Genomic DNA, 25,069 nt, shown 5'->3' with positions numbered 1-25,069 from the left:
CTCTATGGCATCAGGCGCAAAACTGGGGTAAGACAAGAGCAGGTTCTTTGGCGTCAGTGGAGGGGATCCCTTGCGCCGAACCGAACTTTTGGGGAGCGAGAGGGCCCTTCTGCTCGATCCCTACTGAGCGTTGGGTGTGAGGAGTGGGAGTGAGCATAAACTATGGTGCGACAGTGGGTGAGCGCAGTCCTCTGCGTGGTGGGTGGGGCTTTAATGCCGGGGCTTTTGTCCGGCTGTGCCATCCCGATGCCTTCGGCATCTGCGGGAGTTTCTGAGGTCCAGGTGCGCTTGGTGCATGTGGCCCCCAATGCCCCTCGGATCGACTTGGAAGTGGGAGGGGTAAGGGCTGCTCGGAGCATAGCCTACGGCGCGGTGAGCGAGTACGTGCGCATGCCGGCGGGCGAGTACGACATTGTTTTGTTTTCAACACCTGAGAACCCCGGCCAGCCCGCAAGTTCTCAGGACTCCGTTCCGCTAGCGCGAACGGTTGCGGCCAGAACTGTGGCTAACCTCAGGGGCGGGGGAGTGTTCTCGGTGGTGGCTGCCAACGAGCCAAATCGCATGACAGCCCTGGTATTGGAAGACAACATCCATCCGCCGTTTGATCAAGCCCTGGTGCGGTTTGTCCACGCCGCCCCTGATGCGCCGGCCCTGCAATGGCAAGGGGAGCAAGGGCGGGTGCTGCTGCCCCAGTTGGCCTTCGGACAAGTATCCACCTTTCAAGCCATGCGCCCCGGCTTTACCCAAATTCAGGTGGCCATAGCTCCTTCAGCCCCCGCGCCAGGTGTGCAGTCGGCTCCCAGCCGGAGCATTCCCTTGCAACGGTTTGACCTCCAGTTAGAGGCGGGGAAAGTCTATACCCTTTACGTGGCGGGGCTGATGCGCAGCAATCCGGGCTTGAACATGGTGCTGGCAGAGGAGACGCGGGCCCGCCGCCTTCTCTAGGTGTCTTCCCTCTATACTTTGGGGAAAGGGTACGGCTTTCTGACAGTGGATGCCTTATTTCAAGTGGTGGTGCTTAGCCAAACTCCAGATCCCGAACGGGTGATCTGGCAGGCGATGCACCAAGATTACAGCCCCGATTTTGTTACCCCAGAGGGCCGGATCCCGGAAAAGTATGGAGAGGCCGTGGTGCGGCATCTGCTGGAGGGCAATCGTGGCCACTATGGGCCTCTTGAGCACCCTCAGATCACGTTTGGGGTGGGCTATTTTCCCCATGCTGTCATGCAACAGGCCCGTACTCATCGAGTGGGAGTTTCTTTCGACGTTCAATCTTTTCGATATACAGGCCGGCAAATTGCCGATTTGGGCAAAAGACTCTTGTCTGCGCCTCGGAGCACCAACGAAACCGCTGCTCTTGCCGACAAAACCGGCGCGGAGCCCTCGTTATCTTTGCAAGAGTTGGAAACTCTGTTTTACGTTCCTGCCAGCGTCAAAGAAGGCAAGGCCAAAACCCGCCAAGGCTTCAAGCCCATCTCTCCCGAGGCCCTGAACATCATTCTTGAGCAGTATCGCAGTCAGGCCATTGCCTATTATCGCCTGGTCGAAGAGTGCGGATTGCCTTATGAAGATGCTCGTAACATCATCGGCTACGGGATCCGCCAACATTTTGTAGTCTCTTTTAATTGCCGCAGCTTGATGCATTTTCTGGATTTACGAGCTAAAGAAGATGCCCAGCGAGAAATTCAGTATCTGTGTGAACTGATTTGGCCCCACTTTGAGGCCTGGTGCCCTCATGTTGCCGCCTGGTACCGCAAAAATCGCTGGGGCAAGGCTAGGCTTTCTCCTTGAAACCTAAATCGCGTAAGCGGGACGGAGTTCTCTAACACCGGAAAAGTATAGGATAAGGTCATCTTTCGACCCTCACCCCCAACCCCTCTCCCCTCGTGGGAGAGGGGAGCAAGGGATCAACTAACAAGCTGTTTCCCAATATTTGGAACGACTATTGTATGGATCCCAGAGCTTATGAACAAATGGCGGGCTTAGAAGATCGACATTGGTGGTTTGTGGGGCGCCGCCGCATTCTCAGGCAGGTTATTGCCGGGATCCCTCTTCCGCTCGCGGCTTGTATCTTGGAAGCCGGCTGTGGCAGTGGCGGCAACCTAGAAATGTTGTCTCAATTTGGCCAAGTCTGGGCCATGGAAAGAAGCGAAATAGCATTGCCTTTGGCCCGGGCCCGCGGCATTGGGATTGTGGCCGAAGGTGAATTGCCGCATCGGATCCCTTTTGGTTCCCAGCAATTTGACCTTATTGCCCTACTGGACGTTTTAGAACATTTGGAGGAAGACAAAGCAGCTCTGGAAGCTCTCATCCAGAGGTTAAAGCCATCCGGCTACCTGGTGATCACGGTACCGGCCTACCCCTGGCTGTGGAGCGCCCATGACGAGCTCAATCACCACAAGAGACGCTACACAGCAGCACAACTTCTCTCTTTACTCAAGAGTGCCGGCCTGCAAATTCATACCTTTACCTTTTTCAACAGCTTTCTCTTTCCATTAGCAGCAGGGATCCGCCTAGCCCAAAAGAGCCTTCGCCTCAAGGAGAAGCAGGATCTAAACATGCTCTCGCCTTGGATCAATTGGCTTTTAACCGAGATTTTTGCTGCGGAAGCCTATTTAATTTCTAAGTTCTCCCTACCCTTTGGCCTGTCTTTATTAGCGGTAGCCAGCCTTAAGAAAATTGCTCCTCTGAGAAACTGAGCCTCTTAATCCTCAACTTCTCGCCGTTATTACCAGTTTTTTCAGTCAACATCGATTTTGCCGTTCGCGCTAGCGAGACGGAGTCCTTGCAGCCTCAAATGGATAGCTTTTCTGTAGGATTGTTTCCAGTCTTAACTGCTGGAGGAGATAGCTCTTGGCCAATCGCGCTGGCGGGACGGGTTTCTTTCGCGGCTACACCCTGAGCTTGGATCCGCATCGCCTGTGGGTGCCCTTGGCTTGTTTGGGGGATGGGCTCTGTATTTGGCTGGCCTTCGGGGCGGCTTATTGGCTGCGCAGCTTGCGCCCCCACCAGCTTTTGCCCTGGGATGTTTATGCTGGCCTGGGGTTGTTGACAGTCCTTAGCTATTGGGGCGTTCAGGCCGGCTTGGGAGGATACGGCGAATCGAAGCGCCTATCTCGCTTTGAGGAATGGGTCAGTTTGCTGCTGGGGCTGGGGGTGACCTTTGGCTTGGTGTTGGCGGGGGCCTTTTTCGTGCGCTCCGTCTCGCTGTCGCGCTTGGTGGTGGGCTATGCCGGCCTGCTGGCCCTGCTCGGCTTGACGGGGATGCGGGCGCTGCTGCGGCTGGGCATGGGCTGGCTGTATGCCCACGGCCAGGGGCGGCGAAGGGTCATCTGGGTGGGATCCGGCCTGCTCTTGGCTGAGGTGCTGGAGCGGCTGGAGCGCTGCCCAGCCTTGGGGTTTGAGATTAAGGCTTGGGCCGTGGCCGGGGATCCCTCGGCACCGGAACCAGAGCCTTTGCAGAAGCTGGAGCGGCTGGAGCCCAGCCACCTGGTGGCCTATGTGCAGGCTCACCCCGAGATCGAAGAGGTGTGGTTTGGGCAGCCGGAGCTGGCCAACGCACCTCTGTTGCTCAGCTTGCAGGCCCTGTCGGTGCAGGTGCGGCTGGTGCCAGATATCCTCGGTTTTTTGACGGTGAACTTCAGCCTCCAGTCCCTGGACGGGATCCCGCTGCTGACGCTGCGCCAGCCCCCTCTGCGCTACGCCCACAACCGTTTCCTCAAGCGAGCGGTAGACATCCTGGGGGCCTCCCTGGGCCTGGTGTTGCTCAGCCCCTTATTTTTGGTCATCGCCCTGCTGGTGGCCTGCAGCAGCCCCGGCCCCATCTTGTATTGGCAGGAGCGGGTGAGCTTGGATGGGCGCCGCTTTTGGATTGCCAAGTTCCGCACCATGCGGGTGGATGCCGAGGCACCCGGCCAGCCGGGCTGGACGCGCCCTGGGGATCCGCGCCGAACCAAGATAGGAGCCTTTTTGCGCCGCACCAACCTGGACGAGCTGCCCCAGCTTTGGAACGTCTTGAAGGGGGAAATGAGCCTGGTGGGCCCCCGCCCGGAGCGGCCCTACTTCGTGGAGCAATTTAGCCAGGAGATCCCCAAGTATCCGGATCGGCATTTGGTGAAAAGTGGCCTCACCGGCTGGGCTCAGATCCACGGCCTGCGGGGAGACACCAGCATTGCCCGCCGCACCCAGTATGATCTCTACTATGTGCAAAACTGGTCTCTGTGGCTGGATCTGCGCATCCTCGCCATTACCCTTTGGCAAGGGATCCGCGGACGGCTGACCGGCTATTAGGGGTTGCCCATGCCATCCTCACCCACGTCCCCAGAGCTCCTCTACGAGGGCAAGGCCAAGCGGGTCTACCGCACCGCCGATCCCCAGGTTTACCTCTGCCAATACAAAGACGACGCCACGGCCTTCAACGCCCAAAAGCGGGGATCCATCGCCGGCAAGGGGGAGGTCAACTGCACCGTCTCCAGCCGGGTGTTTGCCTACCTGGCGCAGCAGGGCATCCGCAACCACTTTTTGGCCCAGACCGGCCCTCGAGAGATGCAGGTGCGCGCCCTGCGGATCCTGCCCTTGGAAGTGGTGGTGCGCAACCGCACGGCCGGCAGCCTCTGCCGGCGCCTAGGCCTGGAGCAGGGCCTGCCCATCGAGCCGCCGCTGGTGGAGTTTTACTACAAAAACGACGCCTTGGGGGATCCCTTGGTAACCCCCGACCACATCCGCCTGTTGCACCTGGCCACGCCAGAGCAAGTGGAGAAGCTGGGATCCCTGGCCTTGGCGGTCAACACTCACCTTCGCAACTTCTGGCGGCGCTGCCGGCTGGAGCTGGTGGACTTTAAGCTGGAGTTTGGCCTGGACGAGCAAGGGGAGATCTGGCTGGCGGACGAGATCAGCCCCGACACCTGCCGCCTGTGGGATCTAGAAGGGACTGAGCCGCGGGTGCTGGATAAAGACCTCTTTCGCTTTGATCTCGGCGATCCAGCAGCCGGCTACCAAGAGGTGCTGCAGCGAGTGCTCCAGGCTACCGATTCTAATCTCCCCTCTCCCTCAGGGAGAGGGGCCGGGGGTGAGGGCTGGGAGAGGGGCAGGGGGTGAGGGTGCCATGACTTCCCCCCGCTCCTCTGGCCCCGACGACCGCTTCCGCCGCCAACTGGCCGACCTGTTGGACACCTGGGTGGAGCAGGGGCTGATTCAGCCGGCGCAGCGGGATCGCCTGCGGGAGTACTACCAACTCGATAGCTTGCCGCGAACAGCCGCCAGCCGCTTTACCCTGGTGCTGCTGCTGTTGGGCGCCGTGCTGGTGGGCTTGGGGGTGATCTCCTTCGTGGCCGCCAACTGGGACGCCATTCCCCGCTCGGCCAGAGCCTTGGGATCCCTGGCCCTCACGGTGGGACTGCAGGTGGCCGGCTTGCGACTTTGGCAGCAGGGATCCCCGCGCTTGGGCAGCGCCCTATTGATTGCCGGGGAGCTGGCCCTGGGAGCCGCCATTATTCTGATGGCCCAGTGGTTCCAAATGGGGGGATCCGCCGCGGGCTTGTTCTTGGCCTGGGGGGCGGGCAGCTTGGCCGTGGCCTACAGCTTGTTCCACACCCCCAGTGGCGTCCTGGCCTGTCTCTTATTCGCCCTGGCCGGGATGACTGACCTGTGGCAGAGGGGGATCCGCTCGGCTCTGGATCCCCTCTACCCCTGGCTGGCCCTGGCCCTACTGCTGCCCCTTGCCTACGGGTGCCGCTCCCGCTGGATCTTTGCCCTGGCTTTGGTGGACTTCGGCCTGGCGCTACAAAGGTCGGCAGAGGTCTGGGACAGCTCTGGAGAAGGCTTGACCCTCTGGCTGCTGCTTGGCCTTGCCGTTGTCTGGGGGCTGGGCTTTTGGCACCAACGCCATGGTTACCGGCTAAGCCGGATTTTGACCGGAGAAAATGGCCAGGATGGCGAGCAGGAGCAAGTCTTGGATCTGATCCCGACGGCGGAGGGCCTGGCTTTGCTGGGGCTGGGTTTCTTGCTCTACGTCTGGAGCTTCCGTGACCCCTGGGACTGGGATCCCGACCCCTCACCTCTGTTCCAGGCTGTGGATCCCTGGGCAAGCTTGTCGGCGGCAGGGTTGCTGCTGCTGGCCGGCTGGGGCTGGTGGCAGGGGTGGCAGGCCAAGAGATCCCAGCCCATTTCCGCCTGGCTCAAGGATGCCGTCGTTTTCCTCTCCCTGATTACCCTGGCCCTTTTGCTGGTGATCAGCAATGCTGTTTCTAGGAACTTGACCTCAAGAGTGGCCCTGGCCTTCTTGGCCCCCTGGATCCTGACCCTGCTGCTGGTGGGATTGTCGGCGATCCTCTGCTGGGAAGGGTTGCAGCAGGGGCTGCGGGGGCGCTTCTGGCAGGGGCTATTGGGGCTAACCCTGGTGGTGCTGACCCGCTTTTTCGAGTACGAGACCGGCCTCTTGGCCAAGTCGGCGGTGTTGGTGGCCTGCGGGATCGGCGTGATCTGGGTGGGGCTGAAGGTTGAGCAGCGGCTAAACCGATCCCTACCGCCGGCTCCGCGACCCTGAAAACCAGGCAGTCTAGCGGCGAGCCTGGGCAAAAATGGCCTGCAGGATTTCGTCGGCCCCCTGTTGCTTCAGCTTTTCCGCCAGGGAGATTCCCACCGCTTCCGGATCAGCAGTGGATCCCGTTTGGGTATCGCGGATCAGCCGTCGCCCCTCTAGGTCGGCCACCATGCCGGTTAGGTGCAGCTCTTCCCCCTGGACTTGGCTGTGGACGCCGATGGGCACCTGACAGCCCCCCTCCAAAGCCCGCAAGAAAGCTCGCTCGGCCAAACAGCGGGCTGTGGCCTCCCCATCGGCCAAGGGTTGAATGAGCTCCAGGATCCGCTCGTCCCCCTGCCGGCACTCGATGCCGAGGGATCCCTGGCCAACGGCGTACAAGGACACGCTGGGATCTAGCACCTCGTGGATCCGCTGTGCTTGGCCCAGGCGCTTTAGCCCGGCCACCGCCAAGATCAGGCCGTCGTACTCCCCCCGATCCAGCTTGGCCAAGCGAGTGTTGAGGTTGCCCCGCACGTCCTTAAACTGCAGGTGGGGAAAGGCGTGGCGCAGTTGGGCCAGTCGCCGCAAAGAGGAAGTGCCGATCACCGTCCCTGCTGGTAGGGTGGCCAGGTGGTAGCCGCGCAGCTCCTCCCGCACCACCAAAGCGTCCAGAGGATCCTCCCGCCGGGTGATGGCCCCCAACACCAAGCCTTCTGGCAAGCGGGTGGGCAAATCCTTGAGGCTGTGCACCGCCAGGTCGCTGCTGCCGTTGAGCAGGCTAACCTCCAACTCCTTGGTAAATAGGCCCTTGTCGCCGATTTTGGCCAGCGCCACATCCAGGATGATGTCTCCCTGGGTGGAAAGGGTGTGCAGCTCTAGGGGCAACCCCGGATGGTGGGCCTGCAACTGCTCCATGACCCAGTGGGTCTGGGCCAAGGCCAGCTCGCTTTTGCGGGAGGCGATCCGCACCGGCCGGGCAGCCCCAGCCGAGGGTTGCCAGGGAGTTGAGGCCAGTTCGCTCATGGCTGCTGCAAAATCCGAGAACACCGTCTTTCACGCTAGCCGAATCTGCGCCGCCGCAGGGCAGCGGCCTTCAAGATCCTTAACCAAAACCGCCATTTCCCCCCAGCCGAGACTTTACTGCGGGGATCCCAGCCAGTAGGATAAATAGATGGATTCTCCGGCTCGGCGGGGGAAAATTCCTTCTGTTGAGCTCCTCTTCCCCAAACCCAGAGCTTTTAGGGGAGATTTCTACAATCCCAGTTTGGTTGGTCGTCTGCCTGGATAGGTTCTATGGAAGAAAACAACGTCAGCAACGGCACTCAGCTACTGCTTAAGCGCAACATCCCCATCAAGGTGGTGGTCACCCCCCTTTGGAAAAAGGAAATGCAGGAGCAATTGGAGCGGCAGATCGAAGCCACCGATGCTCAGATGCAACAACTGGAGTTTCAGGGCAAGCGGGCCATTGCCGAACTGGAAAAACAGAGCTCTAACCCCAACAGCCCCCAAGTCCTCCAACAGGTGGAAGCGGTGAAAAGCCGCGTGAATGAGCAGAAGATCCGGCTCTTGGATCAGAAAAATCAACTGTTGCAACAGATCAACCAACTGACCACCCTGGAGCTCAACCAAGAAGTGCTGCAGGGCAACGTGGAGAGCTTCTTCCGCGTCCAAAAAGGAGACAACCTGATCCAGAAAATGCAGGTCGAGATCCTCCTGGAAGATGGGGTGATCAAGGAGATTCGCGGCAACCCCTAGGCTCCTCGCCTCTTGCCGGAGAACCGGAGCTAGGGATCCCCAACTTTTCTCGCCTGCAGAAACTCAAGAACTCTGTTTCGCCGGCACAATAGGTGACAATAAGTAACAGCCTCTTAACAGCCTTCGGAATAAAGTCCCGATAAGTTGGCGGGGGTGGTTAACATTGGCGCCCGTGGGAGGATTCCTGTGTCTGAGTTCGTCTGGTCAGAGCCGGAGCCCCTTGAGGATCTGCATCTTCCCGACTGGCTGCTGACCTCGGCCCAACGCCGCCGCCTCAAGGCTCTGCTGGTTCTGGCCATGGTGTGGGGAGTGGTCAGCCTAATGCATGTGCTGCCGACGGCTCGCTGGATCACCATGGGGTTGGCCACGTTCATGGTGATCCACATTAGTCGGTTATTTCGTCTGCAGCCGGCAGCCTCCCCACCCCCCCTGCGACTTCCTTCTGGCGACGTGACCTGCCGGGATCCTGGATCAACGGATAAGGGCTCCGTCCCACCGAGGCAGCCGGATGCGGAGTTGAGTGGGCTGGCCCTGCCCCGCGTGGCCGTTTTGATCCCGGCCAAAAACGAAAGCGCAGTGCTCCCGCGGCTGTTGCACAGCTTGACCCAGCTCCGCTACCCCACCAGCCATCTGGAGCTGTGGGCCATTGACGATGCCAGCAGCGATGCCACCCCTGACGTTCTGCGGGAAGCCCAGAAGCAGATCCCGCACCTACGGGTCTACCGGCGGCAGCCGGGGCAAGGAGGAGGCAAATCTGGTGCCCTCAACGAGGTATTGCCCCTGACCCAAGGAGAGATCATCCTGGTCTGCGATGCCGATGCTGTGGTGCCCTCCGATTTTCTTGTCCGCACTCTGCCCTTGTTTGTTCAAGTGGGAAGGACTCCATCCCGCTTGCGCAGCCGTTTCAGCAGACGGGCAGTGGGCGCCGTTCAGGTGCGCAAGGCCCTGGGCAACCCCAACGTCAACTTCTGGACGCTGGGCCAGGTGGCGGAAATGGCCTCCGATGCCTACTTGCAGCAGCAGCGGGTGGCCGTAAGAGGTATTGGCGAGCTACGCGGCAACGGCCAATTGGTGCGGCGAGATGTCTTGGAAAAGTGCGGTGGTTGGAACGAGGCCACACTCACCGATGATCTGGATCTCACCTTTAAGCTGCACCTGGCGGGCGTAGATATTGCCTTCTTGACGGAGCCGGCCATTGTTGAAGAAGGAGTCACCTCCTGGAAAAGTCTCTGGCATCAGCGCTGCCGCTGGGCGGAAGGAGGCTATCAGCGCTATCTCGACTACTGGCCGGGGATCCTCGGTCGCCGCATGGGCATGGCCAAAACGGTGGATCTCTGGGCCTTTTTTATTTCTCAGTATCTGCTGCCGATGGCCTTGGTTCCCGATACCCTCTGGGTGCTGTTGACAGGCCACTCTTCTGTGCTGCTGCCTTTGAACGCCCTGGTGATGGGCTGCCTGACGGTGGCCTTTTACCGGGGGCTGCGTCACGTGGAAGGCTTGCGCGGACGGCAGCTTTGGTGGCACACTGCCCTTGGCTTGGTCTACATGCTCCACTGGCTGCCGGTGATGATCGCCACAACCGCTCGCATGTGTGTGCAGCCCAAGCGCCTGAGGTGGGTGAAAACCGTTCATCACGGAGTCTGATCTGGGCAACTGGAGTGTTCAGGGATCCCTTGGTTCCTGCTATCCTAGTCAAGCACCTGCTCACAAGACACCCAGTACCCCTGCTCGACCATGGCTCGCCTCTACTACGACCCCGACGCCAACCTGGAGCTTCTGGCCGACAAAACCGTTGCCATCATCGGCTATGGCAGCCAAGGCCATGCCCACGCCCTTAACCTGCGCGACAGTGGTGTCAACGTCCTCGTCGGCCTCTATCCCGGCAGCCCCTCTTGGCCCAAAGCGGAGCAGGACGGGTTGACGGTCAAGACCGTAGCAGATGCTGCGGCTGCCGCCGACTGGGTGATGATCCTGCTGCCCGATGAGGTGCAAAAGGCCGTTTTCCAGAGCGAGATCCGCCCGCATTTGCAGCCGGGGAACGTGCTCCTCTTTGCCCACGGCTTCAACATCCACTTTGGCCAGATCCAGCCGCCGGCAGATGTGGATGTCATCATGGTCGCCCCCAAAGGCCCTGGACACTTGGTGCGGCGCACCTACCAAGAAGGTCAAGGGGTGCCCTGCCTGTTTGCCGTCCATCAGGATGCCTCCGGGATGGCGCGGGAGCGGGCCATGGCCTACGCCAAAGGGATCGGCGGCACGCGGGCCGGTATTTTGGAGACCAGCTTTCGGGAAGAGACGGAAACGGATCTCTTTGGGGAGCAGGTGGTGCTCTGTGGCGGCCTCACGGCTCTGATCAAGGCGGGGTTTGAGACCCTGGTGGAAGCGGGCTACCAACCGGAACTGGCCTACTTCGAGTGCCTGCACGAAGTTAAGCTAATCGTGGATCTCATCGTCGAAGGTGGCCTGGAAAAGATGCGCCACAGCATCTCCAACACGGCAGAGTACGGCGACTACACCCGTGGCCCCCGCATCATCACGGAGCAAACCCGCGCCGAAATGAAACGGATCCTCGCCGAGATCCAAAGCGGTCAATTTGCCCGCGAGTTTGTCTTGGAAAACCAGGCCGGCAAGCCAGGGTTTACGGCGATGCGCCGCCGCGAGGCGGAACACCCCCTCGAGCAGGTGGGCAAGGAGCTGCGGGCCATGTTCAGCTGGCTGAAGAAATAGGTTGGGTATCTGGAGCCGAGGGTAGGCAATCTCTGTGCTGGATCTGAAGCTGCTGCGGGATCGCCCAGAACAGGTACGCCAAGCCCTGGACAAGCGCGGGGCGACGGTCGATCTGGACGGGATCCTACAGTTGGATCGGGAGCGGCGCCAGTTGGAGACTCGCCGCGGATCCTTGCAGGCAGAAAGCAACAGCCTCGGCAAGAAAGTCGGCGAGCTCATCCGTCAGGGAGCGGATCCCCAAGGTTCCGCAGTGGCGGCTCTGCGGCAGCAGGGGGCAGATCTCAAGGCCGAGATCGCCCAACTGGAGCAGCAAGAACGGGAGCTGGAGGAGGAGATGCGCGCCCGGCTGCTCACCCTCCCCAACCTGCCCCTGCCCAGCGTGCCGGTGGGCCGAGATGCGGCCGACAACGTGGAGGTGCGCCGCTGGGGAGATGAGCTGAAACCCGCCCATCCCGTCCTTCCCCACGACGAAATTGCCGAGAACCTGGGTCTCTTGGAGATTGGCCGCGCCGTCAAGGTGGCCCAGAGTCGCTTTGTAGCCATGGTGGGGGCGGGGGCGGCTCTGGAGCGGGCCTTGATCGCCATGATGCTGGAGCGCCACCTTGCCGCCGGCTACACCGAGGTGATCCCGCCCTTGTTGGTCAACAGCGCCGCTTTGCAGGGGACGGGGCAGTTGCCCAAGTTTGCCGAGGAGAGCTTTCGCTGCGCCGACGATGACTTGTGGCTGATCCCGACGGCGGAGGTACCCCTCACCAACCTGTACCGGGATGAGGTGATCCCTGCGGAAGCTCTCCCTCTCTACTTTTGTGCTTACACCCCTTGTTTTCGCCGCGAGGCCGGCAGCTATGGCCGCGACACCAAGGGCCTGATCCGGCTGCACCAGTTTCAAAAAGTGGAGTTGGTCAAGGTCACTCGCCCAGATCAATCGGAAGCCGAACACGAAAAGCTGGTGCAAGATGCCGAGGCCATCTTGCAGATGTTGGAACTGCCCTACCGGGTGGTGGAGCTGTGTACCGGCGATCTGGGATTTTCAGCGGCCCGATGTTTTGATCTGGAGGTGTGGTTCCCCTCCCAAAATCAGTACCGCGAGATCTCCAGTTGCTCCAACTGCTGGGACTTTCAGGCGCGCCGCGCCAACCTGCGCTACAAAGAGGCCGGGCAAAAAGGCACCTACTTCGTCCACACTCTGAACGGCTCCGGCTTGGCGGTGGGGCGCTCCCTAGCTGCCCTGTTGGAAAATCACCAACAGCCGGATGGCTCGATTCGCATTCCCCAGGCGCTGCGCCCCTTTCTCAGCTCTCGCTTTCTCTCGCAAGATGGGATCCTCCAGGCTGCTCCCTCCGGTTGGCCTCACTAGCAAAGTCGGGATGGCGAACTCAGGAGTTTCTGGCTTCCTTCTTGATGCGGTCTAGTTCTGCCTGCAATTCGGCAATTTTCTGGCGCAGACGGGCTGCTTCCGAAAGTTCGATGGCAGTGCTTGCCTCCACCTCGGCATCGCTGATGTCATCGATGTTAATCCTGCGGGGGCCGGCAGTTTGCCTTTCCTCCCCCTTGCGATTGGCATTGGCAGCAATGGCATCCATGTAGGCCCGCGCCTCTTCAGCAGTCATCGCCCCCCGCTCCACCAGTTCGTCCACCAAAGCTTGTGCCTGCTTGCGCAGCTCCAGCAGACGGCTACCCGCCTTGCCGGCCACCTTTGCGGCGTTGTCTGCCGCCACAGCAGCCAAACCCATGCCGAAGTAGAAAGCCTTCTGTGCCCAATTGGCGAGGGGATTATCTGTCTCGGACATAGCGTGGTGGGCTGCCAGGACAAAAGGAAGAAAAGCTTGACCGAGAATGACCCAGCAGAAAGAAACATGGAGAAGCAAGGGGCGACCCGGGTTGACGCGCCTGCTCTGAGCATCCCGTGGTGCTGCTATCTTCCGATCCTGACACGGTTTGGGCGTCGGAGCTGCACGGACCCAGGTCTTTGATTAGCCTAGCACTTTTCCCCTCTGCCTTGCTCGGCTTTCTTGGGTGAGGATGGATCGGTCGGCGGGGCTAGGGAGTTTCAGGCGGCTCCAGGTAAACCGGGATCCGCTCCACAGCCGCATCGCTGCGCCGCACTTCCTGTTCCTGAACTTGAGGAAGGGTTACCGGCAGGGTAACGGGCTGGGCCACAAAACAACTGGCCACCGGCAGCGCCTGCTCCAACTCGTCGAGGGGGCGCGGGATCACGGCCACCGCGTTCAGCTCGCCGATACGTTCCGCCTCGTACATACCCGCATCGATGGCAATGGCCACGTTGGCCACCGTGCCTCGAATGATGGCCGTACAGAGGCCGTCTCCAATGGTCTCGTAGGCCGCCAACTGGACATCCGCCGTTTTCAGCATCGTGTCGGCAGCCCCCACCATGGCCGGGAAGCCGCGGGTTTCCAACAGGCCCACGGCCAAGTTGCTGAGGCGGCTGTAGCCGCGGTTTTGGGCCAGTTGAGACAGCTTGCTGCTAATCGGCAGCACCGCTTCTAAGTTGGGCAGGGGGCGCGGGATCACCAAACTGGAGATCTCCTCTTGCTCGAACTGGCGGGCCAGCTCAATTCCCTCCTCAATGGCAATGCGCACGTCGGCAATTCCCCCCCGCACAATCGCCGTACAGTAGCCTCCTGAGATCTTCTCGAAGCCGATCAGGGTCACGCCTGCCGATTTGGTCATGGCGTCGGCAATGCGCACAATGACCGGAAAGCTGCGCGTCTGAATCAGGCCCAGAGAGGTTGACATCGGCCTCCTAACCACTCATGCCAGTTTAGCCGTCAGAGCCGGCCATCCCCAGAAGAAAGCACCTGCCGATAGGGATAGATCTTGCCCAAGAGGCGATCCAATTCCGAATGGCCGGGGATCCCGTTGAGCTTGCGCGTCTTGGTCTTGGGGGAGCCGGATTTTTCTTGGGTTTGCTTTTCGACGTTGGCCACCGGAGAACTGGGAGGAACCGGCTCAGGCCGCGTTGCTGGAGCCATTTCCCCTGTTGCTGGCGAGGGCTCTGCCTGGGTGGGCTTGCCGTCCTGGAGAGCGAAACCATAGGTGGGATCCCCAAGCAGGGAGCCGGGAGGGATCACCGCTTGGCTGAGCACCGAACAATTGAGCAGCGTGGTTTCCGAGCCAATGCAGGCATTTTTGCCGATGGTGCCCTGCCCGATCACCAGCACCCCCATTCCCAAGGTTGCTCCCGCCTCCACGATGAGGGATCCCCCACAGGCGTGCAGAACAGATCCCATGCCGATACAGACGCCTCGCCCAATCTGGATCCGACAGCCGGGGTTGGCCCGCAGCAGCACCCCTGCCCCAATGCCTGCCCCCGCCTCCACCTGCACCTCACCACTGACAAGATAGCGAGTTTCGTCGTTCTGGCCGGGCAAGGCGCGGAGCGTCATGGAGTCGGGCAAAGTCGAGGCCAAGGTGCTCCTCATCGCTGGGGGGTTGGGCTTGAGCCAACAGAGGTCAAGAAAAATGGAGATCCCTCAAGGAGTTTGGATGATCTGCTCCAGCACCCGCCGTTTGGCCTTGGGATCAATCCCCAGCAGGCGAACGTATTCGCCGCGATGTTCCTCCAGGCAGGCTTCCAGAGCCGCCACCACCTGGGGCACCTGGGTGGCCTCGATGGGGCTGCAGCTTTGCCAAGAAGACGTGCGAAAACGGCGCTTGTCCGCATGTTCGGTGCCGATGCGGTAGCCTTGGCTGAGCAATTGCTGCACCTGAGCCACCACTTCGCTGCTGAGGCGGGTGCCAGGGGTGGGAGAAAAAGAAGCACCGGGAGCAGCGGATCCTTGAGTTGCGGGGGCGGAAGCCGTCGCCGACCTGCCGCCAGGGGTTTGGATGATGCGCTCGTAGACCCGCCGTTTGGCCTTGGGATCGATCCCCAGCAGGCGCACATACTCTCCCCTATGTTCGGCCAGGGCAGCCGTCAGCTTGGCCAACACCTCCGGCCCGCGGGTGGCACGAATGGCCGGCCCGCTCTGCCAGGAAGAGGTTTTGAAGCGACGCTCGTCGGCATACTCGTAGCCGATGCGATAGCCCTGGGCCAGCAGCCGGTGCACCTCCTCCTGCACCTCCAGATCCAGGCCAGCACTGCCACCTGCCGCAGGAACTGTATCTGTCATCGCGCCCCCGCCTGCAGGACTGCCGCTCACCTGGCCTTGCGGGGTTTGAATCACCTTCTCCAGCACCCGCTGTTTGGCCTTGGGATCGATCCCCAGCAGGCGCACATACTCTCCCCTATGTTCGGCCAGGGCCGCCTGTACAGCGGCCAGGATCTCTTGGGCCGAGCCGCTCCAATTGCCCAAAGTCTGCCAGGAAGAGGTGCGGTAGCGGCGGACATCGGCCACCTCCAGGCCGACGCGATACCCCTGCGCCAAGAGCGTCCGGATCTCCTCCTCCAGCCCTGCGTCAGAGCGAAAGCCAGATGTACCAGAACCTGGGGCAGCAGCTGCCGAGACGCGGCCGGGGATCCCAGAGACCAGCGCCGGCCCAGCAGGGGTTTGGATGATCTGCTCCAGCACCCGCCGTTTGGCCTTGGGATCGATCCCCAGCAGGCGCACATATTCGCCTTGGTGCTCCGCCAGGATGGCCCCCAGCGATTGCACCACCTCCGCCTCGTGGGTGCTGGCAATTGGGCTGCCGCTTTGCCAGGAGGAGGTGCGGAAGCGACGCTCATCGGCATATTCCAGGCCCACGCGATAGCCTTGGGCCAACAGGGCGCGAATTTGCTCCACCACCTCCGGCTTGAGAGCCGATCCGCCGCCGTTCCGGCCATTGGCGCGATGGGAGGAATGGGTCATGGGTGCTGTCTCCGTAGCCGTTGAGTTAGAAGCGCGCGACTGCAGTTCGTTGCGAATGGGGGCGATACAGACGAGGTTTTCGCTGCACTGGTAGCCCTCCCGCAGGGCTTGGTTGATGCCGATCACGTGCTGGGCAAACTTGGCGTCGCTATCTTGGACGTCCGGCAGCCGGTCGGCCTCCGCCTGCGTGGTGATGATGGATCCAGAAGGCACATACTTGCCGGGGGGGATCTCCACATCCTGGATCAGACAATGCAACATGATGATGCAGCCATCCCCCACCCGAGCATTGAACACCGTGGAGCGGAAGCCGATAAAGCAATCGTTGCCCACGTAGGCAGGCCCGTGGATCAAAGCCATGTGGGCAATAGAGGTGTTTCTGCCGATCCAAACCGAGTAGGGCTGGCCGTCTTCTCCTATCACCCGCCCCTGTTCCAGACCGTGGATGACCACCCCATCCTGAATGTTGGATCTGGCGCCAATGTGGAAGGGGGATCCCTCGTCAGCACGAATGGAAGTTCCCGGAGCGATCAGCACCTCCGGTTCCACCCGCACATCCCCAATGAGGTTGGAAAAAGAATGCACGTAGGCGGTGGGATCGATCTGGGGCTCCGCCAGTCGGCGAGACCAAGGCGTTGGCGGTGCAGCATAGGTGTGAGCAGGCATAACCGTGAGCCTCTAGAACACAGTAGGGCGGACAAGGGCAGCAAGAGAGCTAAGGGATCCCAGCTAGCGTTGATCGCGCTTGTTGTAGAGGGGGCGACCGCCAACGCTGACGGTATCGATGATCGCCATCACCACCGCATCCAGCGGGCGGGTCTGGTTTCCCTGCGGCTGGCGAGCAGCGCTGCCTTGGCTGATCAGCACCCACTCGTCGGTGCCCGCCCCCACCGGATCGGCAGCCACTGCATAGTCGGGTTGCGGCTGACCCTCGAGATCGACATACTGCACCAACAAAAACTTCACGCCCGTCAGGCTGGGATCCTTTTGGGTGCTGGTGACGGTGCCCCGCACAATGGCGATACGCATCAGGGACGGGTGAAGGGACGGATGGCATTCACCCCTTCGCGGAACTGGGCCACATCCTCGGTGTAGCGAATGGGCAACACGTACTCGAGGTTTTCGTGAGGACGGGCGATAATGTGCCAAGACAACAACTGGCCGCCGTTTACCCGCTTCACCGAGTCAATGCCGGCAGCCACCGAAGCTTGCACCTCAGAGACATCCCCCCGCACGATCACGGTGACCCGACCGCTGCTGATTTTTTCGTAGCCCACCAGGGTAACGCGGGCTGCTTTGACCATGGCGTCGGCAGCTTCCACCACTGCCGGGAAGCCCAGGGTTTCGATCATTCCAACTGCAATAGCCATAGGTACTCCTTACGCTGAAAATGGGGTGCGAACTCTAGGGATCGGCGGCAGCTTCTGAATCCTCTTCAGAGGAACTAGGTGCGGAACTGCTCCACCGCCTCGGTGTAGCGGATGGGCAGCACAAACTCCAGGTTCTCGTGGGGCCGGGCGATGATGTGGTGGGAGAGAATCTCACCGCCACTCACCCGCTTGGCAGACTCCAAACCGGCAGCCACCGAGGCCTGCACCTCCGAGACATCCCCCCGCACGATCACGGTGACCCGACCGCTGCCGATTTTTTCATAACCCACCAGGGTAACGCGGGCTGCTTTGACCATAGCGTCGGCAGCTTCCACCACTGCCGGGAACCCGCGGGTTTCGATCATTCCAACTGCAATAGGCATATCAACTCTCCACTTTTGAACACTCAGTTCCTGAACGTTGCCGAACCCGGCAATAAGGCCAATCGATCTGCAAATTGATTTGGCTTATTGGGTTCGATCCTGCACTCTCCCTCGGACTCATCTGAGAGATCCTCTGCCCAAACCTCGATGGACAGCTTTTCCCAGAACACCTACCCCCGCCGACACAGACCTCCCCACAGGGAAGGCCCTGCCCAGCCGCCGACCTCAGACCCAATCAGACTGAAGCCAGAAAAGGTCGTAGGAGCCATCAGCGTTAACCGCAACTGTCACTCCGGCGGGCAAAGCTGCCAACTCTAAGCTAAGTCCCCATCTTTCTTGCACAAAATCGATCATACAAAATCGATGAGGACGGCCCAGAGAAGGGATCCCCCGACTTAACAAAATGATATCCCCATTTAATCCTGGACGAAAATCAATATTTTTAATTAGCGCGATAGCTTTTGATTAAGAGAGGCAAAATTGTTATCAATTCAAAAATAATTCTTGACATCTGTTCAATTTTTGCCGTTATCGGCGCAGCGAGGGGGGCACTTCCAAGCCATGGGCTTCCATGAGGTCGGCTTGGCTCATCAGGTGGGCCGGGGATCCCTGGGCCCAGATGCGGCCTTGATCTAGGAGAATCACCTGATCGCACACCGCCAGGATCAGCTCCAGATCGTGGGAAGCCAGCAGAAAAGTGTGGGCAGCCTGTTGCAAAAAGGTCATCAACCGTCGCCGAGCTCGCAAATCGAGGTTGGCCGTTGGCTCGTCGTAGAGCACCAACCGGGGTTGCATCGCCAGGATCCCGGCAATGGCGACCATGCGCTTTTCCCCACCGGAGAGATGATGGGGTGGGCGAGCGGCCAGGTGCAGGGTGCCGGTCATCTGCAGGGCGGCCTCAACTGCAGTCGCGATCTCCGCCTCAGAACGTCCCAGGTTGCGCGGCCCAAAGGCCACATCTTCGGCCACCGATGGGGCAAACAATTGGTCATTGGGATCTTGAAACACCAAGCCCACCTCGGGGCGAAACTGGCCGGGCTGCAGCGGCTGGCCAAACAAGCTCACCTGGCCAGAGCAGAGGGGCAACAGGCCACAGAGGGTGAGGAACAGAGTGGTTTTGCCGGCGCCATTGGGGCCGATCACCCCCAGATGCTGCCCAACCTCGACCCGCAGATCCAGCCCTTGCAGCACCGGCGGATGGCCGGGATAAGCTATCCACAATTGGTTGACCTCCACCGCCGGCACCGGGTTCATGGCAAGGCTAGGGCTTCTGCAGGTGTTTCCAGCGCTCCTGGGTGGCGGCAGGGGTGAGCTGCAGGGTGGGCACGCTGGGGCTGGTCAGGTCGATCTGGAGAATGTCGTCGGGTGTACACTCGCAGTAGCGGCGCAGATCCCGCATTTGGTTAAGGGTCTGAATTTGCAAAGGCAAGCGGTCGGAAATCGGCCCCAGGTAGACCTTGCCCAGCTCGGTATGGAGGGTAATCCCCTCTCCAGACTGCCAATCCACTGCCTGGATCTCAATTTCCGACTGCTGCAGGGCCTGGAGCAACCGCGCCCATTGCTCCGGGGCCTGGTTCTCCCACCCCAGCAACTCCAGCTCCGGCCAAGAAGAGTGAGATCCGCTGGGGCCAGGGGGCCGAAACGGATCGGGAGGCAGCCAGTTGCCCTGCCGATCCACCCAGCCCATCCGGTCGCCCCATCGCGCGCGTGCAACCGGTTGCCGTTCCCGCACTTGGACGATCACCCCCACCGGCAGCAGCCGCCGCCGCACCTGGACGCTTTCGATGGGAGAAGGCCGGGCCGGGGATCCCAGCAGGGCTCTCTCCAAAACAGCCGGCTGCACCTGCCAAATGTTGAGGGGATACCGCAGGGGCAATTGCGCCCGGATCCAGGTGGAATCGACCCAGTGGGCACCTTCAACCTGAATTTGTTCCGGACGACGAATTTGCCAGTAGGGCTGCCGCAGGCCCAGCACCAGCAGCGTCAAGACGGCCATCGAACTGGTCAAGCGCCAGGATCCCTGCCAGAATTGGCTGCGCCGCTGCCGACGCAAAAGTCGCCTGCGCTGCAAAAGTTGCTCACGGGTAGGAGCAGCCAAAAGTGCCATTGAACCCTCTTCACCCCATTACAGGGTGTGGAGCATTCCCTGCTTCTATTCAACCTGCAATCTCCTGAACCTGATCCGCCCGCAGCCAAATGGTAGGAGTGGGAACAGACCCAAACTTAATCTGCAGGTAGTCATCTTTGATATCCACCACTTCTCCGGCGGTCTCGAAAACGTAGTTGGGGATCAAAGAATCGCTTGCCTGGGCTTCTAGGCTGCCCTCCAGTTTCTCGCGGATGGCCCGCACCAGGGTGCCTCGCTTAATCGCCATTGCTCCTTCTCCAGTTCAGTGTGGATTCGATAGCAGTTGTATCACGCCTGTCGCTGCCGCAAATTGGCTTTGACCGGGATCAATCTGAATTCGCCTATTTTCGTTTCAGGCTGCGGGCCATGTTGCGGAACAGATCCATGTCTGATCCGCCCTGGCGCCGCGGGCCGGCTTCGCTGCTGCTCGAAGTCGCGGATCCCTGCTCAGAAGCGGCTTCAGGAGTTTTGGCTGGCTCTGTAGACAGCTTAACTTTGCCAAGAGAGGAGACCTGCTCCACCACCTCCACCTTCTCCTTGCTGCCGAAATCCTGGAAGGTGTGCTTCACAATCCTGGGGGTGCGCATGTACTCGATGTTGCCAAGGGTTTTGGCCTCGTCTGGATCGAGAAAAAAGGTATTGTCGTTCTTCTCTTTCTTGGGGGTTGGCTTGGCAACAGTTTTCGTTGAGGGTGGGGAATCTGCTTGGCCACGAGAGCCAAACAAGCGCTTGAAGATGCCTACCATGGTTGTTTTGCCTGCAACGCGAAGGAAGTTGATCCGGATCCCTGGGCACTGAGTTGGCCGGGTAAGGCCAAGCCCAGTCTTGACTTCTCCCCTCCTTGAAAGAGAGAGGATTCCCAAAGGGCGCTAGGCAACAGGCTGAAGCCACATCGCTTTGCTTGCCCTTTGAGCTGTCACCCACGGATTAAGGTGGGTGGGAGCAGTCAAAAGCCCCCTACCAACTCTGCTTGGATCTAGTCCAAGCATTGTTGCTAATTCGACCTTGCTAGGGGCTAAAGCCCCTTGGGTTGGCTGTATCCCCTCGCTGAAGCAGAGGGGTTTTAGCCTGTCTACTTCATTGATGTTAAGCTAACTTAGAGCGTTATGCTTGCCTGGGCAGACGGTTTTCTCGGCCAAGTGGCCACTCCGAGCAGTTTGAGTTTCCTCGCCAAGCCACCCTCAGCAAGCCAACAAAGCAGAGAAACAACTGGGTTGAGCAAAACTTATTCAGAGCTTATTCATGTGCTTGTGGAGTGTAGTGCACCTCAACCCTAAGGGGAGCGCCCAGGTTCAAGGCAGTGCCGATACAGCGAGCCAAGATTTGAATGTTAAGCCGCTGCTCGGTCGATTCTGGGCTTTTTATAAGGTGGCTCTTGGCTGAGCTAACTATGGGTGAACGCTGTACATTCATCTCAACAAGCTCGCGATTGGGTGAGGACTCAGTAACCGACTGCTTTCAGATGATCTTAAGAGGGCCAGCAAAGAATATCGAAGGGATATAACCAGCAGTATTCAACAACCTGCTCTTTAAGGCTATGACGGTCTGGCCTTCTTTTGCATCGGCAGCCCCACTGATTGCATCGAGCAAAGTAGCCTTGGGCTTTCAGGGATCCCACGGAGAAAGAATCTCTATCTCCAAGGGTTTTCGAGTAGGCGTGAGCGCAACCTGGAAAACTTGCTCTTTGCGGGGCCTAAAGATGGGATCTGGAGTTTCCCTTCCCCAGATCTTGGGGCACTTCCCAACCCGCCCAATCCCACCATTTGAGCCGCCGCCCGTGCCAGCCAGGGCCACGATGTCCCCGGCCCAACAACCGTTTGTTGAACCTGCACCCAACCCACGCCGGCGGGGAAAGCAACTGACCCAACGCGGCATCCACCTGTGGAAGGGTTGTGCTGTTCACGGGTTCGGTCTGCTGCCGCTCCCTGTCAAGGAGGTAACGTTGCTGCCCCCCGGTTGGGCATGCTCTACTTTGCGATGAGCCTAGTTATCAAAGAACCTGGGTCTAAAACCCCACCGTTCATAGCGGCTTTGTGCCAAACTAAAGTTGGAAACAAAAGCTAAGTTTCCAGCTTTCCAACCCAAAGTCGCGGTGAGGCAAAGCGCCGCGCGCCAGCAAAGCCGAACGCCCAACTCCAAGATAGATGTGGAGATCGTGTAGGGCTGGCTTGCCAGCGACGGTCGCTGAAGCTCCAAGAGTCCTCCGGCTGTCGCTTGCGGAAGCAAGCTAGAGTTGGGGTAGGTACGTCAAAACTTGGAAAGTGGCAACTAAACTGCAGAGTTTGGGATAACTGCTGTCACGTTTTGAGAGGAATCCATGTTTCTAGTTTTCAACCTGGTGAAGCGTTTGCAGCTCATCCTGCTCAGCCTTGTGGTTGGGGTGGTGGCTGTAGCGTTCTTGTCCAGCCCTGCGGCTGCCGAAACCTACACCGTCAAGATGGGATCCGACAAAGCCCAGTTGGTCTACGATCCGCCCTCTCTGACCATCAACCAAGGGGATACCGTTCGGTGGGTGAACAACAAGGTCTATCCCCACAACGTCGTCTTTGACAAGGTGCCCGGTGGGGATGCCGCTTTGGCGGCCAAGCTCTCCCACAAAGCCCTGCTCACCGCTCCCAACCAAGCAGTAGAATCGGCCTTTGTGGATGTCCCTCCGGGTGAGTACACCTACTACTGCACGCCCCACCGTGGGGCCGGAATGGTCGGCAAGATCATCGTAAACGGCTAGATCGACACCCTAGCCCCCAGAAGCCTCAGGGATCCGCATTTTGATTTGGCCTTGCTGGCCAGGGATCCCTGCTTTTAGCATGTAAAGACAGCCCTCTCAGGAGTGGGAGGGCTTTTTGGCGAATGGACACGCATTCGACCGTCTTGCCTTGCTGCTGCGCAGCTACAGTCCACAAAAATAGTCCACAAACGAGTTCTGTATGACCACCAGCGTTAAAGGTTACCTGCTCTTGGCCGTTTCCTGCCTCAGCGCCATTGCTGCTGTTGGCTCGATTTTCGAGCTGGCTTCTGGCGAGCCGGATTTTGGCGTCGGCCCCACCAGTATCATCTTGGTTGTTGCTGCTCCGTTGGCGGTTTGGCTGTTTCAGTCGGCAGTTGGGGCGGCGCGGTCCAGCGGCGCTGCTGGCAGGGGGGGCAAGAAGCGAAAGTAGGCAGGTAGATAGGGGAAAACTGGGGGCAAGGAGACGGAGTCAGCAGGTTTGCGGTAAAGAGACTTGCGATTCTATCTCGGCTTCTGCTGGCTGATGAAACTCCGGCAACAGCTTTCGTTCTTGCACAGTTCCAAGGGCTGCTTCTAGCTCTGCCGTGGCTAGAGTACAACTGGAGCCAGATCCGTTCAGTACGGTCTCGGTAACCTGTCCGTTTTTGTCGATCCGATATTCCACCTTGATGTACTCAGGCATCGGCACTCCACTCGCTACCGAGTCAGCAACTGACTTTCTTCCCATTTTAGTTTCTGCTTCCTCTTCCTTGGCCAGATCTGGCTAGGCTCTATGGCTTCCTCTCGTATCTTTCGGGCTGCCAAAGGGGATCCCGGCATCCGTCGCGATCTGGGATTGGGGGTAGGGGCGCTGCTGGGCGTTGTCCTGATCGGCACCCTCTGGTACCACGGGGTGGAGCAGTGGCCTTGGGTGGAAGCTTTTTACATGACCGTTATCACCTTGACCTCGGTGGGCTTCATGGAGGTGAGGCCGCTGGGGGAGCGGGGGCGTTTGTTCACGGTGGCCTTGATCCTGATGGGGGTTCTGAGCATTGGGTTCATGGTGAATCGCTTTACGGAGGCCCTCATCCAAGGGCATTTTCAGGAAGGGATCCGGCAGCGGAAGTGGAAGAAACAGATGGAAGCGCTGAACAACCACTACATCGTTTGCGGTTTTGGACGCATTGGGCGGCAGGTGGCGCAAGAGTTTCAGGCAGAGGGAGTGCCGTTTTTGGTGATCGATCAATCTGCCGAGGCAATTCAGGTGGCGCAAGAGCTGGGATATATCGCTCTCCAGGGGGACAGCACCCTGGATGCCACCTTGCTGGCAGCGCGGGTGCAGCAGGCCGAGGGGTTGATCGCCGCCCTCTCCAGCGATGCCGAAAACCTCTATGTGGTGCTGTCGGCCCGCACCTTGAACCCTCGCATCCGCACCATTGCCCGCGCCAACACGGAAGAGGCTTTGCAAAAGCTGCAGCGAGCGGGCGTTGCCCACGCCATTTCTCCCTATATCACAGGCGGCAAGCGGATGGCGGCGGCTGCCTTGCGCCCCCGCGTGGTGGACTTTGTCGATGGGATCCTGTCGGGTCGGGATCGCACTTTTTACCTGGAGGAGTACGAACTGGCGGCCCAAGAATGCCCCTATGTCGGCCAAACCTTGGGGAAAGCCAATTTGCGAGCCCGCTCTGGCGCTTTGGTGGTGGCGATTCGGCGGGCAGATGGCCAGTTGATTGGCGGCCCCAGTGGAGATACCCTGCTGCAGCCGGGGGATCTATTGCTGTGTATGGGCACGGCCGAGCAGTTGCGTCGCCTGGGCCAGTTGCTCTATCCCCGCCCCTAGGAGCCAGTTTTCTATTGGGTGGCTTTGCTCAAATCCGCCTCAGGATACTGGGGCCATGAGAATCGGTGCCGCAGGTTTTCAAAAGTCCGTAGGTCTCGGCCAACTCTTCGGCCTTCCCCGTCACTTCGGGGCAGGGGATCCAAATCTCCGGGTTTTTGTAGGCGTAGTAGACCTCAAGGCCGTCCAATCCTAGCTCCACGGCTTCCGGAACCAGCTCTTCCGCAGGCAACCCGTAGCGAAAAGGATGGGCCAGCACTGCCAGGCCCCCAGCCGCTTGAATGGCCCCAATGGCCTCAGCAGCGGCCAGGCCGGGAACTTGCTCCCCTTGGATGTAGGGATCCAAAACAGGGTCGGCAGGATCAAACCCGTAGCCGAGAATATGCACCTCGCAGCCCAGCAGGTTGGCTGTAATCTCGATCCCCGGCCACAGAATGGGATCCTCGGCGCGATCCAGGTGGGCGCGGGCCTGTTCGTAGCCCTTCAGGGTGTGGTGATCGGTGATGGCCAGGCCCTTGAGGCCGTGCCGGCGCGCCTGCTCTGCCAAGTCTGCCGGATCCATGCGCCCATCGGAGCAGCAGGTGTGCAGATGAAAGTTGTACTGCAAGGGACAAGAAAGAGGGCCGATCCCTTGCAGCACCCGCCGCAGCTCCACCGCAGAAGCCACTCTACAGGGATCCCATTGCAAACCAACCAGCATGGCTACCCTTGCCTCCCCAACAGGCGCTGCTCCAGAGAAGCTAAGCTCCGAAGTTTTATGTTTTGTTAAGGATGTCCACCCATTCTAGCCGGGGTGCAGGAGGGGTGCCAGGTGTGGAGAACTACAGTAGT

At 60.0% G+C, this 25,069-nt stretch carries 27 protein-coding genes and 1 other RNA gene; 13 read left to right on the top strand and 15 right to left on the bottom strand.

Annotation, left to right across the window (positions count from 1 at the left end):
* The first annotated feature begins 162 nt into the window (after positions 1–162).
* The 6 genes from NW858_RS00425 (at position 163) to NW858_RS00400 (ending at position 6,544) form a co-directional block, all read left to right on the top strand.
* A complete protein-coding gene (locus tag NW858_RS00425) occupies positions 163–945 on the top strand; it encodes a DUF4397 domain-containing protein (RefSeq protein ID WP_414333210.1) in 783 nt (260 codons plus the stop codon).
* A gap of 45 nt (positions 946–990) precedes the next feature.
* The gene (thyX, locus tag NW858_RS00420; protein ID WP_414347198.1) at positions 991–1,791 is read left to right on the top strand and encodes an FAD-dependent thymidylate synthase; all 801 of its coding nucleotides are present in this window, start codon (positions 991–993) and stop codon (positions 1,789–1,791) included.
* 158 nt (positions 1,792–1,949) lie between these two features.
* A complete protein-coding gene (locus NW858_RS00415; RefSeq protein WP_414519282.1) occupies positions 1,950–2,699 on the top strand; it encodes a class I SAM-dependent methyltransferase in 750 nt (249 codons plus the stop codon).
* A gap of 154 nt (positions 2,700–2,853) precedes the next feature.
* On the top strand, positions 2,854–4,290 hold the full coding sequence (locus tag NW858_RS00410; protein WP_414519280.1) for a sugar transferase: 1,437 nt from the start codon (positions 2,854–2,856) through the stop codon (positions 4,288–4,290).
* Positions 4,291–4,299: 9 nt separating this feature from the next.
* On the top strand, positions 4,300–5,097 hold the full coding sequence (gene purC, locus NW858_RS00405) for a phosphoribosylaminoimidazolesuccinocarboxamide synthase (protein WP_414519278.1): 798 nt from the start codon (positions 4,300–4,302) through the stop codon (positions 5,095–5,097).
* A gap of 7 nt (positions 5,098–5,104) precedes the next feature.
* The gene (locus NW858_RS00400) at positions 5,105–6,544 is read left to right on the top strand and encodes a DUF2157 domain-containing protein (RefSeq protein WP_414519276.1); all 1,440 of its coding nucleotides are present in this window, start codon (positions 5,105–5,107) and stop codon (positions 6,542–6,544) included.
* A gap of 12 nt (positions 6,545–6,556) precedes the next feature.
* On the opposite strand, the gene hemC is transcribed toward NW858_RS00400, so the two are convergent.
* Positions 6,557–7,543 carry a hydroxymethylbilane synthase gene (gene hemC, locus NW858_RS00395; protein WP_414337793.1) on the bottom strand — a complete coding sequence of 329 codons (987 nt, stop codon included), beginning with the start codon at positions 7,541–7,543 and terminating at the stop codon, positions 6,557–6,559.
* Between the two features lie 270 nt (positions 7,544–7,813).
* Between hemC and NW858_RS00390 the strand changes: the two genes are divergently transcribed.
* The 4 genes from NW858_RS00390 to serS all read left to right on the top strand — a co-directional run bounded on the left by NW858_RS00390 (position 7,814) and on the right by serS (position 12,359).
* A complete protein-coding gene (locus NW858_RS00390; RefSeq protein WP_414333200.1) occupies positions 7,814–8,275 on the top strand; it encodes a YlqD family protein in 462 nt (153 codons plus the stop codon).
* Positions 8,276–8,461: 186 nt separating this feature from the next.
* Positions 8,462–9,919 carry a glycosyltransferase gene (locus NW858_RS00385; protein WP_414367915.1) on the top strand — a complete coding sequence of 486 codons (1,458 nt, stop codon included), beginning with the start codon at positions 8,462–8,464 and terminating at the stop codon, positions 9,917–9,919.
* A 90-nt stretch (positions 9,920–10,009) separates the two neighbouring features.
* Positions 10,010–11,002: a ketol-acid reductoisomerase gene (gene ilvC, locus NW858_RS00380; protein WP_414333196.1), complete on the top strand. Its 993-nt coding sequence runs from the start codon at positions 10,010–10,012 to the stop codon at positions 11,000–11,002.
* A gap of 34 nt (positions 11,003–11,036) precedes the next feature.
* On the top strand, positions 11,037–12,359 hold the full coding sequence (serS, locus tag NW858_RS00375) for a serine--tRNA ligase (protein ID WP_414337797.1): 1,323 nt from the start codon (positions 11,037–11,039) through the stop codon (positions 12,357–12,359).
* A 19-nt stretch (positions 12,360–12,378) separates the two neighbouring features.
* Here serS and NW858_RS00370 read toward each other — a convergent pair whose 3' ends face one another.
* The 12 genes from NW858_RS00370 to NW858_RS00315 form a co-directional block, all read right to left on the bottom strand.
* Positions 12,379–12,792: a hypothetical protein gene (locus tag NW858_RS00370; protein ID WP_414333194.1), complete on the bottom strand. Its 414-nt coding sequence runs from the start codon at positions 12,790–12,792 to the stop codon at positions 12,379–12,381.
* 80 nt (positions 12,793–12,872) lie between these two features.
* Positions 12,873–12,970, bottom strand: an RNA gene (gene ffs, locus NW858_RS00365) — signal recognition particle sRNA small type.
* A gap of 72 nt (positions 12,971–13,042) precedes the next feature.
* Positions 13,043–13,759, bottom strand: coding sequence for a carbon dioxide-concentrating mechanism protein CcmK (locus NW858_RS00360; RefSeq protein ID WP_414333192.1), 717 nt, complete (start codon positions 13,757–13,759; stop codon positions 13,043–13,045).
* A 32-nt stretch (positions 13,760–13,791) separates the two neighbouring features.
* Complete coding sequence (locus NW858_RS00355) at positions 13,792–14,433, bottom strand: hypothetical protein (protein WP_414333190.1); 642 nt, start codon at positions 14,431–14,433, stop codon at positions 13,792–13,794.
* Between the two features lie 63 nt (positions 14,434–14,496).
* Positions 14,497–16,479 carry a ribulose bisphosphate carboxylase small subunit gene (locus NW858_RS00350; RefSeq protein WP_414519273.1) on the bottom strand — a complete coding sequence of 661 codons (1,983 nt, stop codon included), beginning with the start codon at positions 16,477–16,479 and terminating at the stop codon, positions 14,497–14,499.
* A 63-nt stretch (positions 16,480–16,542) separates the two neighbouring features.
* Positions 16,543–16,842 carry a EutN/CcmL family microcompartment protein gene (locus tag NW858_RS00345; protein WP_414519271.1) on the bottom strand — a complete coding sequence of 100 codons (300 nt, stop codon included), beginning with the start codon at positions 16,840–16,842 and terminating at the stop codon, positions 16,543–16,545.
* Positions 16,842–17,183 (bottom strand): carbon dioxide-concentrating mechanism protein CcmK, encoded by a 342-nt coding sequence (locus tag NW858_RS00340; RefSeq protein WP_011433395.1) that lies wholly within the window; start codon positions 17,181–17,183, stop codon positions 16,842–16,844. Before NW858_RS00340 ends, NW858_RS00345 begins: the two co-directional genes overlap by 1 nt.
* A 74-nt stretch (positions 17,184–17,257) precedes the next feature.
* Positions 17,258–17,566: a carbon dioxide-concentrating mechanism protein CcmK gene (locus NW858_RS00335; protein WP_011430450.1), complete on the bottom strand. Its 309-nt coding sequence runs from the start codon at positions 17,564–17,566 to the stop codon at positions 17,258–17,260.
* A gap of 528 nt (positions 17,567–18,094) precedes the next feature.
* Complete coding sequence (locus NW858_RS00330) at positions 18,095–18,820, bottom strand: energy-coupling factor ABC transporter ATP-binding protein (protein ID WP_414333183.1); 726 nt, start codon at positions 18,818–18,820, stop codon at positions 18,095–18,097.
* Positions 18,821–18,827: 7 nt separating this feature from the next.
* Positions 18,828–19,673 (bottom strand): cell division protein FtsQ/DivIB, encoded by an 846-nt coding sequence (locus NW858_RS00325; RefSeq protein WP_414519269.1) that lies wholly within the window; start codon positions 19,671–19,673, stop codon positions 18,828–18,830.
* Positions 19,674–19,722: 49 nt separating this feature from the next.
* Positions 19,723–19,941, bottom strand: a complete 219-nt coding sequence (gene ndhO / locus NW858_RS00320) for an NAD(P)H-quinone oxidoreductase subunit O (RefSeq protein ID WP_414333180.1) — start codon at positions 19,939–19,941, stop codon at positions 19,723–19,725.
* A 94-nt stretch (positions 19,942–20,035) separates the two neighbouring features.
* Positions 20,036–20,440: a hypothetical protein gene (locus NW858_RS00315; protein ID WP_414333179.1), complete on the bottom strand. Its 405-nt coding sequence runs from the start codon at positions 20,438–20,440 to the stop codon at positions 20,036–20,038.
* Between the two features lie 1,589 nt (positions 20,441–22,029).
* Here NW858_RS00315 and petE point away from each other — a divergent pair.
* Together petE and NW858_RS00305 are read left to right on the top strand one after the other, a co-directional pair.
* A complete protein-coding gene (gene petE / locus NW858_RS00310) occupies positions 22,030–22,422 on the top strand; it encodes a plastocyanin (RefSeq protein WP_414333219.1) in 393 nt (130 codons plus the stop codon).
* A gap of 199 nt (positions 22,423–22,621) precedes the next feature.
* On the top strand, positions 22,622–22,852 hold the full coding sequence (locus NW858_RS00305) for a hypothetical protein (protein WP_414333177.1): 231 nt from the start codon (positions 22,622–22,624) through the stop codon (positions 22,850–22,852).
* A gap of 39 nt (positions 22,853–22,891) precedes the next feature.
* On the opposite strand, the gene NW858_RS00300 is transcribed toward NW858_RS00305, so the two are convergent.
* The gene (locus tag NW858_RS00300; protein ID WP_414333176.1) at positions 22,892–23,104 is read right to left on the bottom strand and encodes a DUF2997 domain-containing protein; all 213 of its coding nucleotides are present in this window, start codon (positions 23,102–23,104) and stop codon (positions 22,892–22,894) included.
* Between the two features lie 90 nt (positions 23,105–23,194).
* Between NW858_RS00300 and NW858_RS00295 the strand changes: the two genes are divergently transcribed.
* On the top strand, positions 23,195–24,241 hold the full coding sequence (locus NW858_RS00295) for a potassium channel family protein (RefSeq protein ID WP_414519267.1): 1,047 nt from the start codon (positions 23,195–23,197) through the stop codon (positions 24,239–24,241).
* A gap of 28 nt (positions 24,242–24,269) precedes the next feature.
* On the opposite strand, the gene NW858_RS00290 is transcribed toward NW858_RS00295, so the two are convergent.
* Positions 24,270–24,938 (bottom strand): PHP domain-containing protein, encoded by a 669-nt coding sequence (locus NW858_RS00290; protein WP_414519264.1) that lies wholly within the window; start codon positions 24,936–24,938, stop codon positions 24,270–24,272.
* Between the last annotated feature and the right edge of the window lie 131 nt (positions 24,939–25,069).

The organism is Synechococcus sp. H55.10 (assembly GCF_047502715.1).
Classification (GTDB): Bacteria; Cyanobacteriota; Cyanobacteriia; order Thermostichales; family Thermostichaceae; genus Thermostichus.
Note: the sequence above shows the minus strand (reverse complement) of the source record. Positions and strands in the feature narration are given on the sequence as shown.

What these genes read in the sequence shown, in the direction of transcription:
- NW858_RS00425 (WP_414333210.1), top strand. Translation starts at nt 163, where the DNA reads ATGGTGCGACAGTGGGTGAGCGCAGTCCTCTGCGTGGTGGGTGGGGCT.
- NW858_RS00415 (WP_414519282.1), top strand. Translation starts at nt 1,950, where the DNA reads ATGGATCCCAGAGCTTATGAACAAATGGCGGGCTTAGAAGATCGACAT.
- purC (WP_414519278.1), top strand. Translation starts at nt 4,300, where the DNA reads ATGCCATCCTCACCCACGTCCCCAGAGCTCCTCTACGAGGGCAAGGCC.
- NW858_RS00400 (WP_414519276.1), top strand. Translation starts at nt 5,105, where the DNA reads ATGACTTCCCCCCGCTCCTCTGGCCCCGACGACCGCTTCCGCCGCCAA.
- hemC (WP_414337793.1), bottom strand. Translation starts at nt 7,543, where the DNA reads ATGAGCGAACTGGCCTCAACTCCCTGGCAACCCTCGGCTGGGGCTGCC.
- NW858_RS00390 (WP_414333200.1), top strand. Translation starts at nt 7,814, where the DNA reads ATGGAAGAAAACAACGTCAGCAACGGCACTCAGCTACTGCTTAAGCGC.
- ilvC (WP_414333196.1), top strand. Translation starts at nt 10,010, where the DNA reads ATGGCTCGCCTCTACTACGACCCCGACGCCAACCTGGAGCTTCTGGCC.
- NW858_RS00370 (WP_414333194.1), bottom strand. Translation starts at nt 12,792, where the DNA reads ATGTCCGAGACAGATAATCCCCTCGCCAATTGGGCACAGAAGGCTTTC.
- NW858_RS00360 (WP_414333192.1), bottom strand. Translation starts at nt 13,759, where the DNA reads ATGTCAACCTCTCTGGGCCTGATTCAGACGCGCAGCTTTCCGGTCATT.
- NW858_RS00350 (WP_414519273.1), bottom strand. Translation starts at nt 16,479, where the DNA reads ATGCCTGCTCACACCTATGCTGCACCGCCAACGCCTTGGTCTCGCCGA.
- NW858_RS00345 (WP_414519271.1), bottom strand. Translation starts at nt 16,842, where the DNA reads ATGCGTATCGCCATTGTGCGGGGCACCGTCACCAGCACCCAAAAGGAT.
- NW858_RS00340 (WP_011433395.1), bottom strand. Translation starts at nt 17,183, where the DNA reads ATGGCTATTGCAGTTGGAATGATCGAAACCCTGGGCTTCCCGGCAGTG.
- NW858_RS00335 (WP_011430450.1), bottom strand. Translation starts at nt 17,566, where the DNA reads ATGCCTATTGCAGTTGGAATGATCGAAACCCGCGGGTTCCCGGCAGTG.
- NW858_RS00330 (WP_414333183.1), bottom strand. Translation starts at nt 18,820, where the DNA reads ATGAACCCGGTGCCGGCGGTGGAGGTCAACCAATTGTGGATAGCTTAT.
- NW858_RS00325 (WP_414519269.1), bottom strand. Translation starts at nt 19,673, where the DNA reads ATGGCACTTTTGGCTGCTCCTACCCGTGAGCAACTTTTGCAGCGCAGG.
- ndhO (WP_414333180.1), bottom strand. Translation starts at nt 19,941, where the DNA reads ATGGCGATTAAGCGAGGCACCCTGGTGCGGGCCATCCGCGAGAAACTG.
- NW858_RS00315 (WP_414333179.1), bottom strand. Translation starts at nt 20,440, where the DNA reads ATGGTAGGCATCTTCAAGCGCTTGTTTGGCTCTCGTGGCCAAGCAGAT.
- NW858_RS00305 (WP_414333177.1), top strand. Translation starts at nt 22,622, where the DNA reads ATGACCACCAGCGTTAAAGGTTACCTGCTCTTGGCCGTTTCCTGCCTC.
- NW858_RS00300 (WP_414333176.1), bottom strand. Translation starts at nt 23,104, where the DNA reads ATGCCTGAGTACATCAAGGTGGAATATCGGATCGACAAAAACGGACAG.
- NW858_RS00295 (WP_414519267.1), top strand. Translation starts at nt 23,195, where the DNA reads ATGGCTTCCTCTCGTATCTTTCGGGCTGCCAAAGGGGATCCCGGCATC.
- NW858_RS00290 (WP_414519264.1), bottom strand. Translation starts at nt 24,938, where the DNA reads ATGCTGGTTGGTTTGCAATGGGATCCCTGTAGAGTGGCTTCTGCGGTG.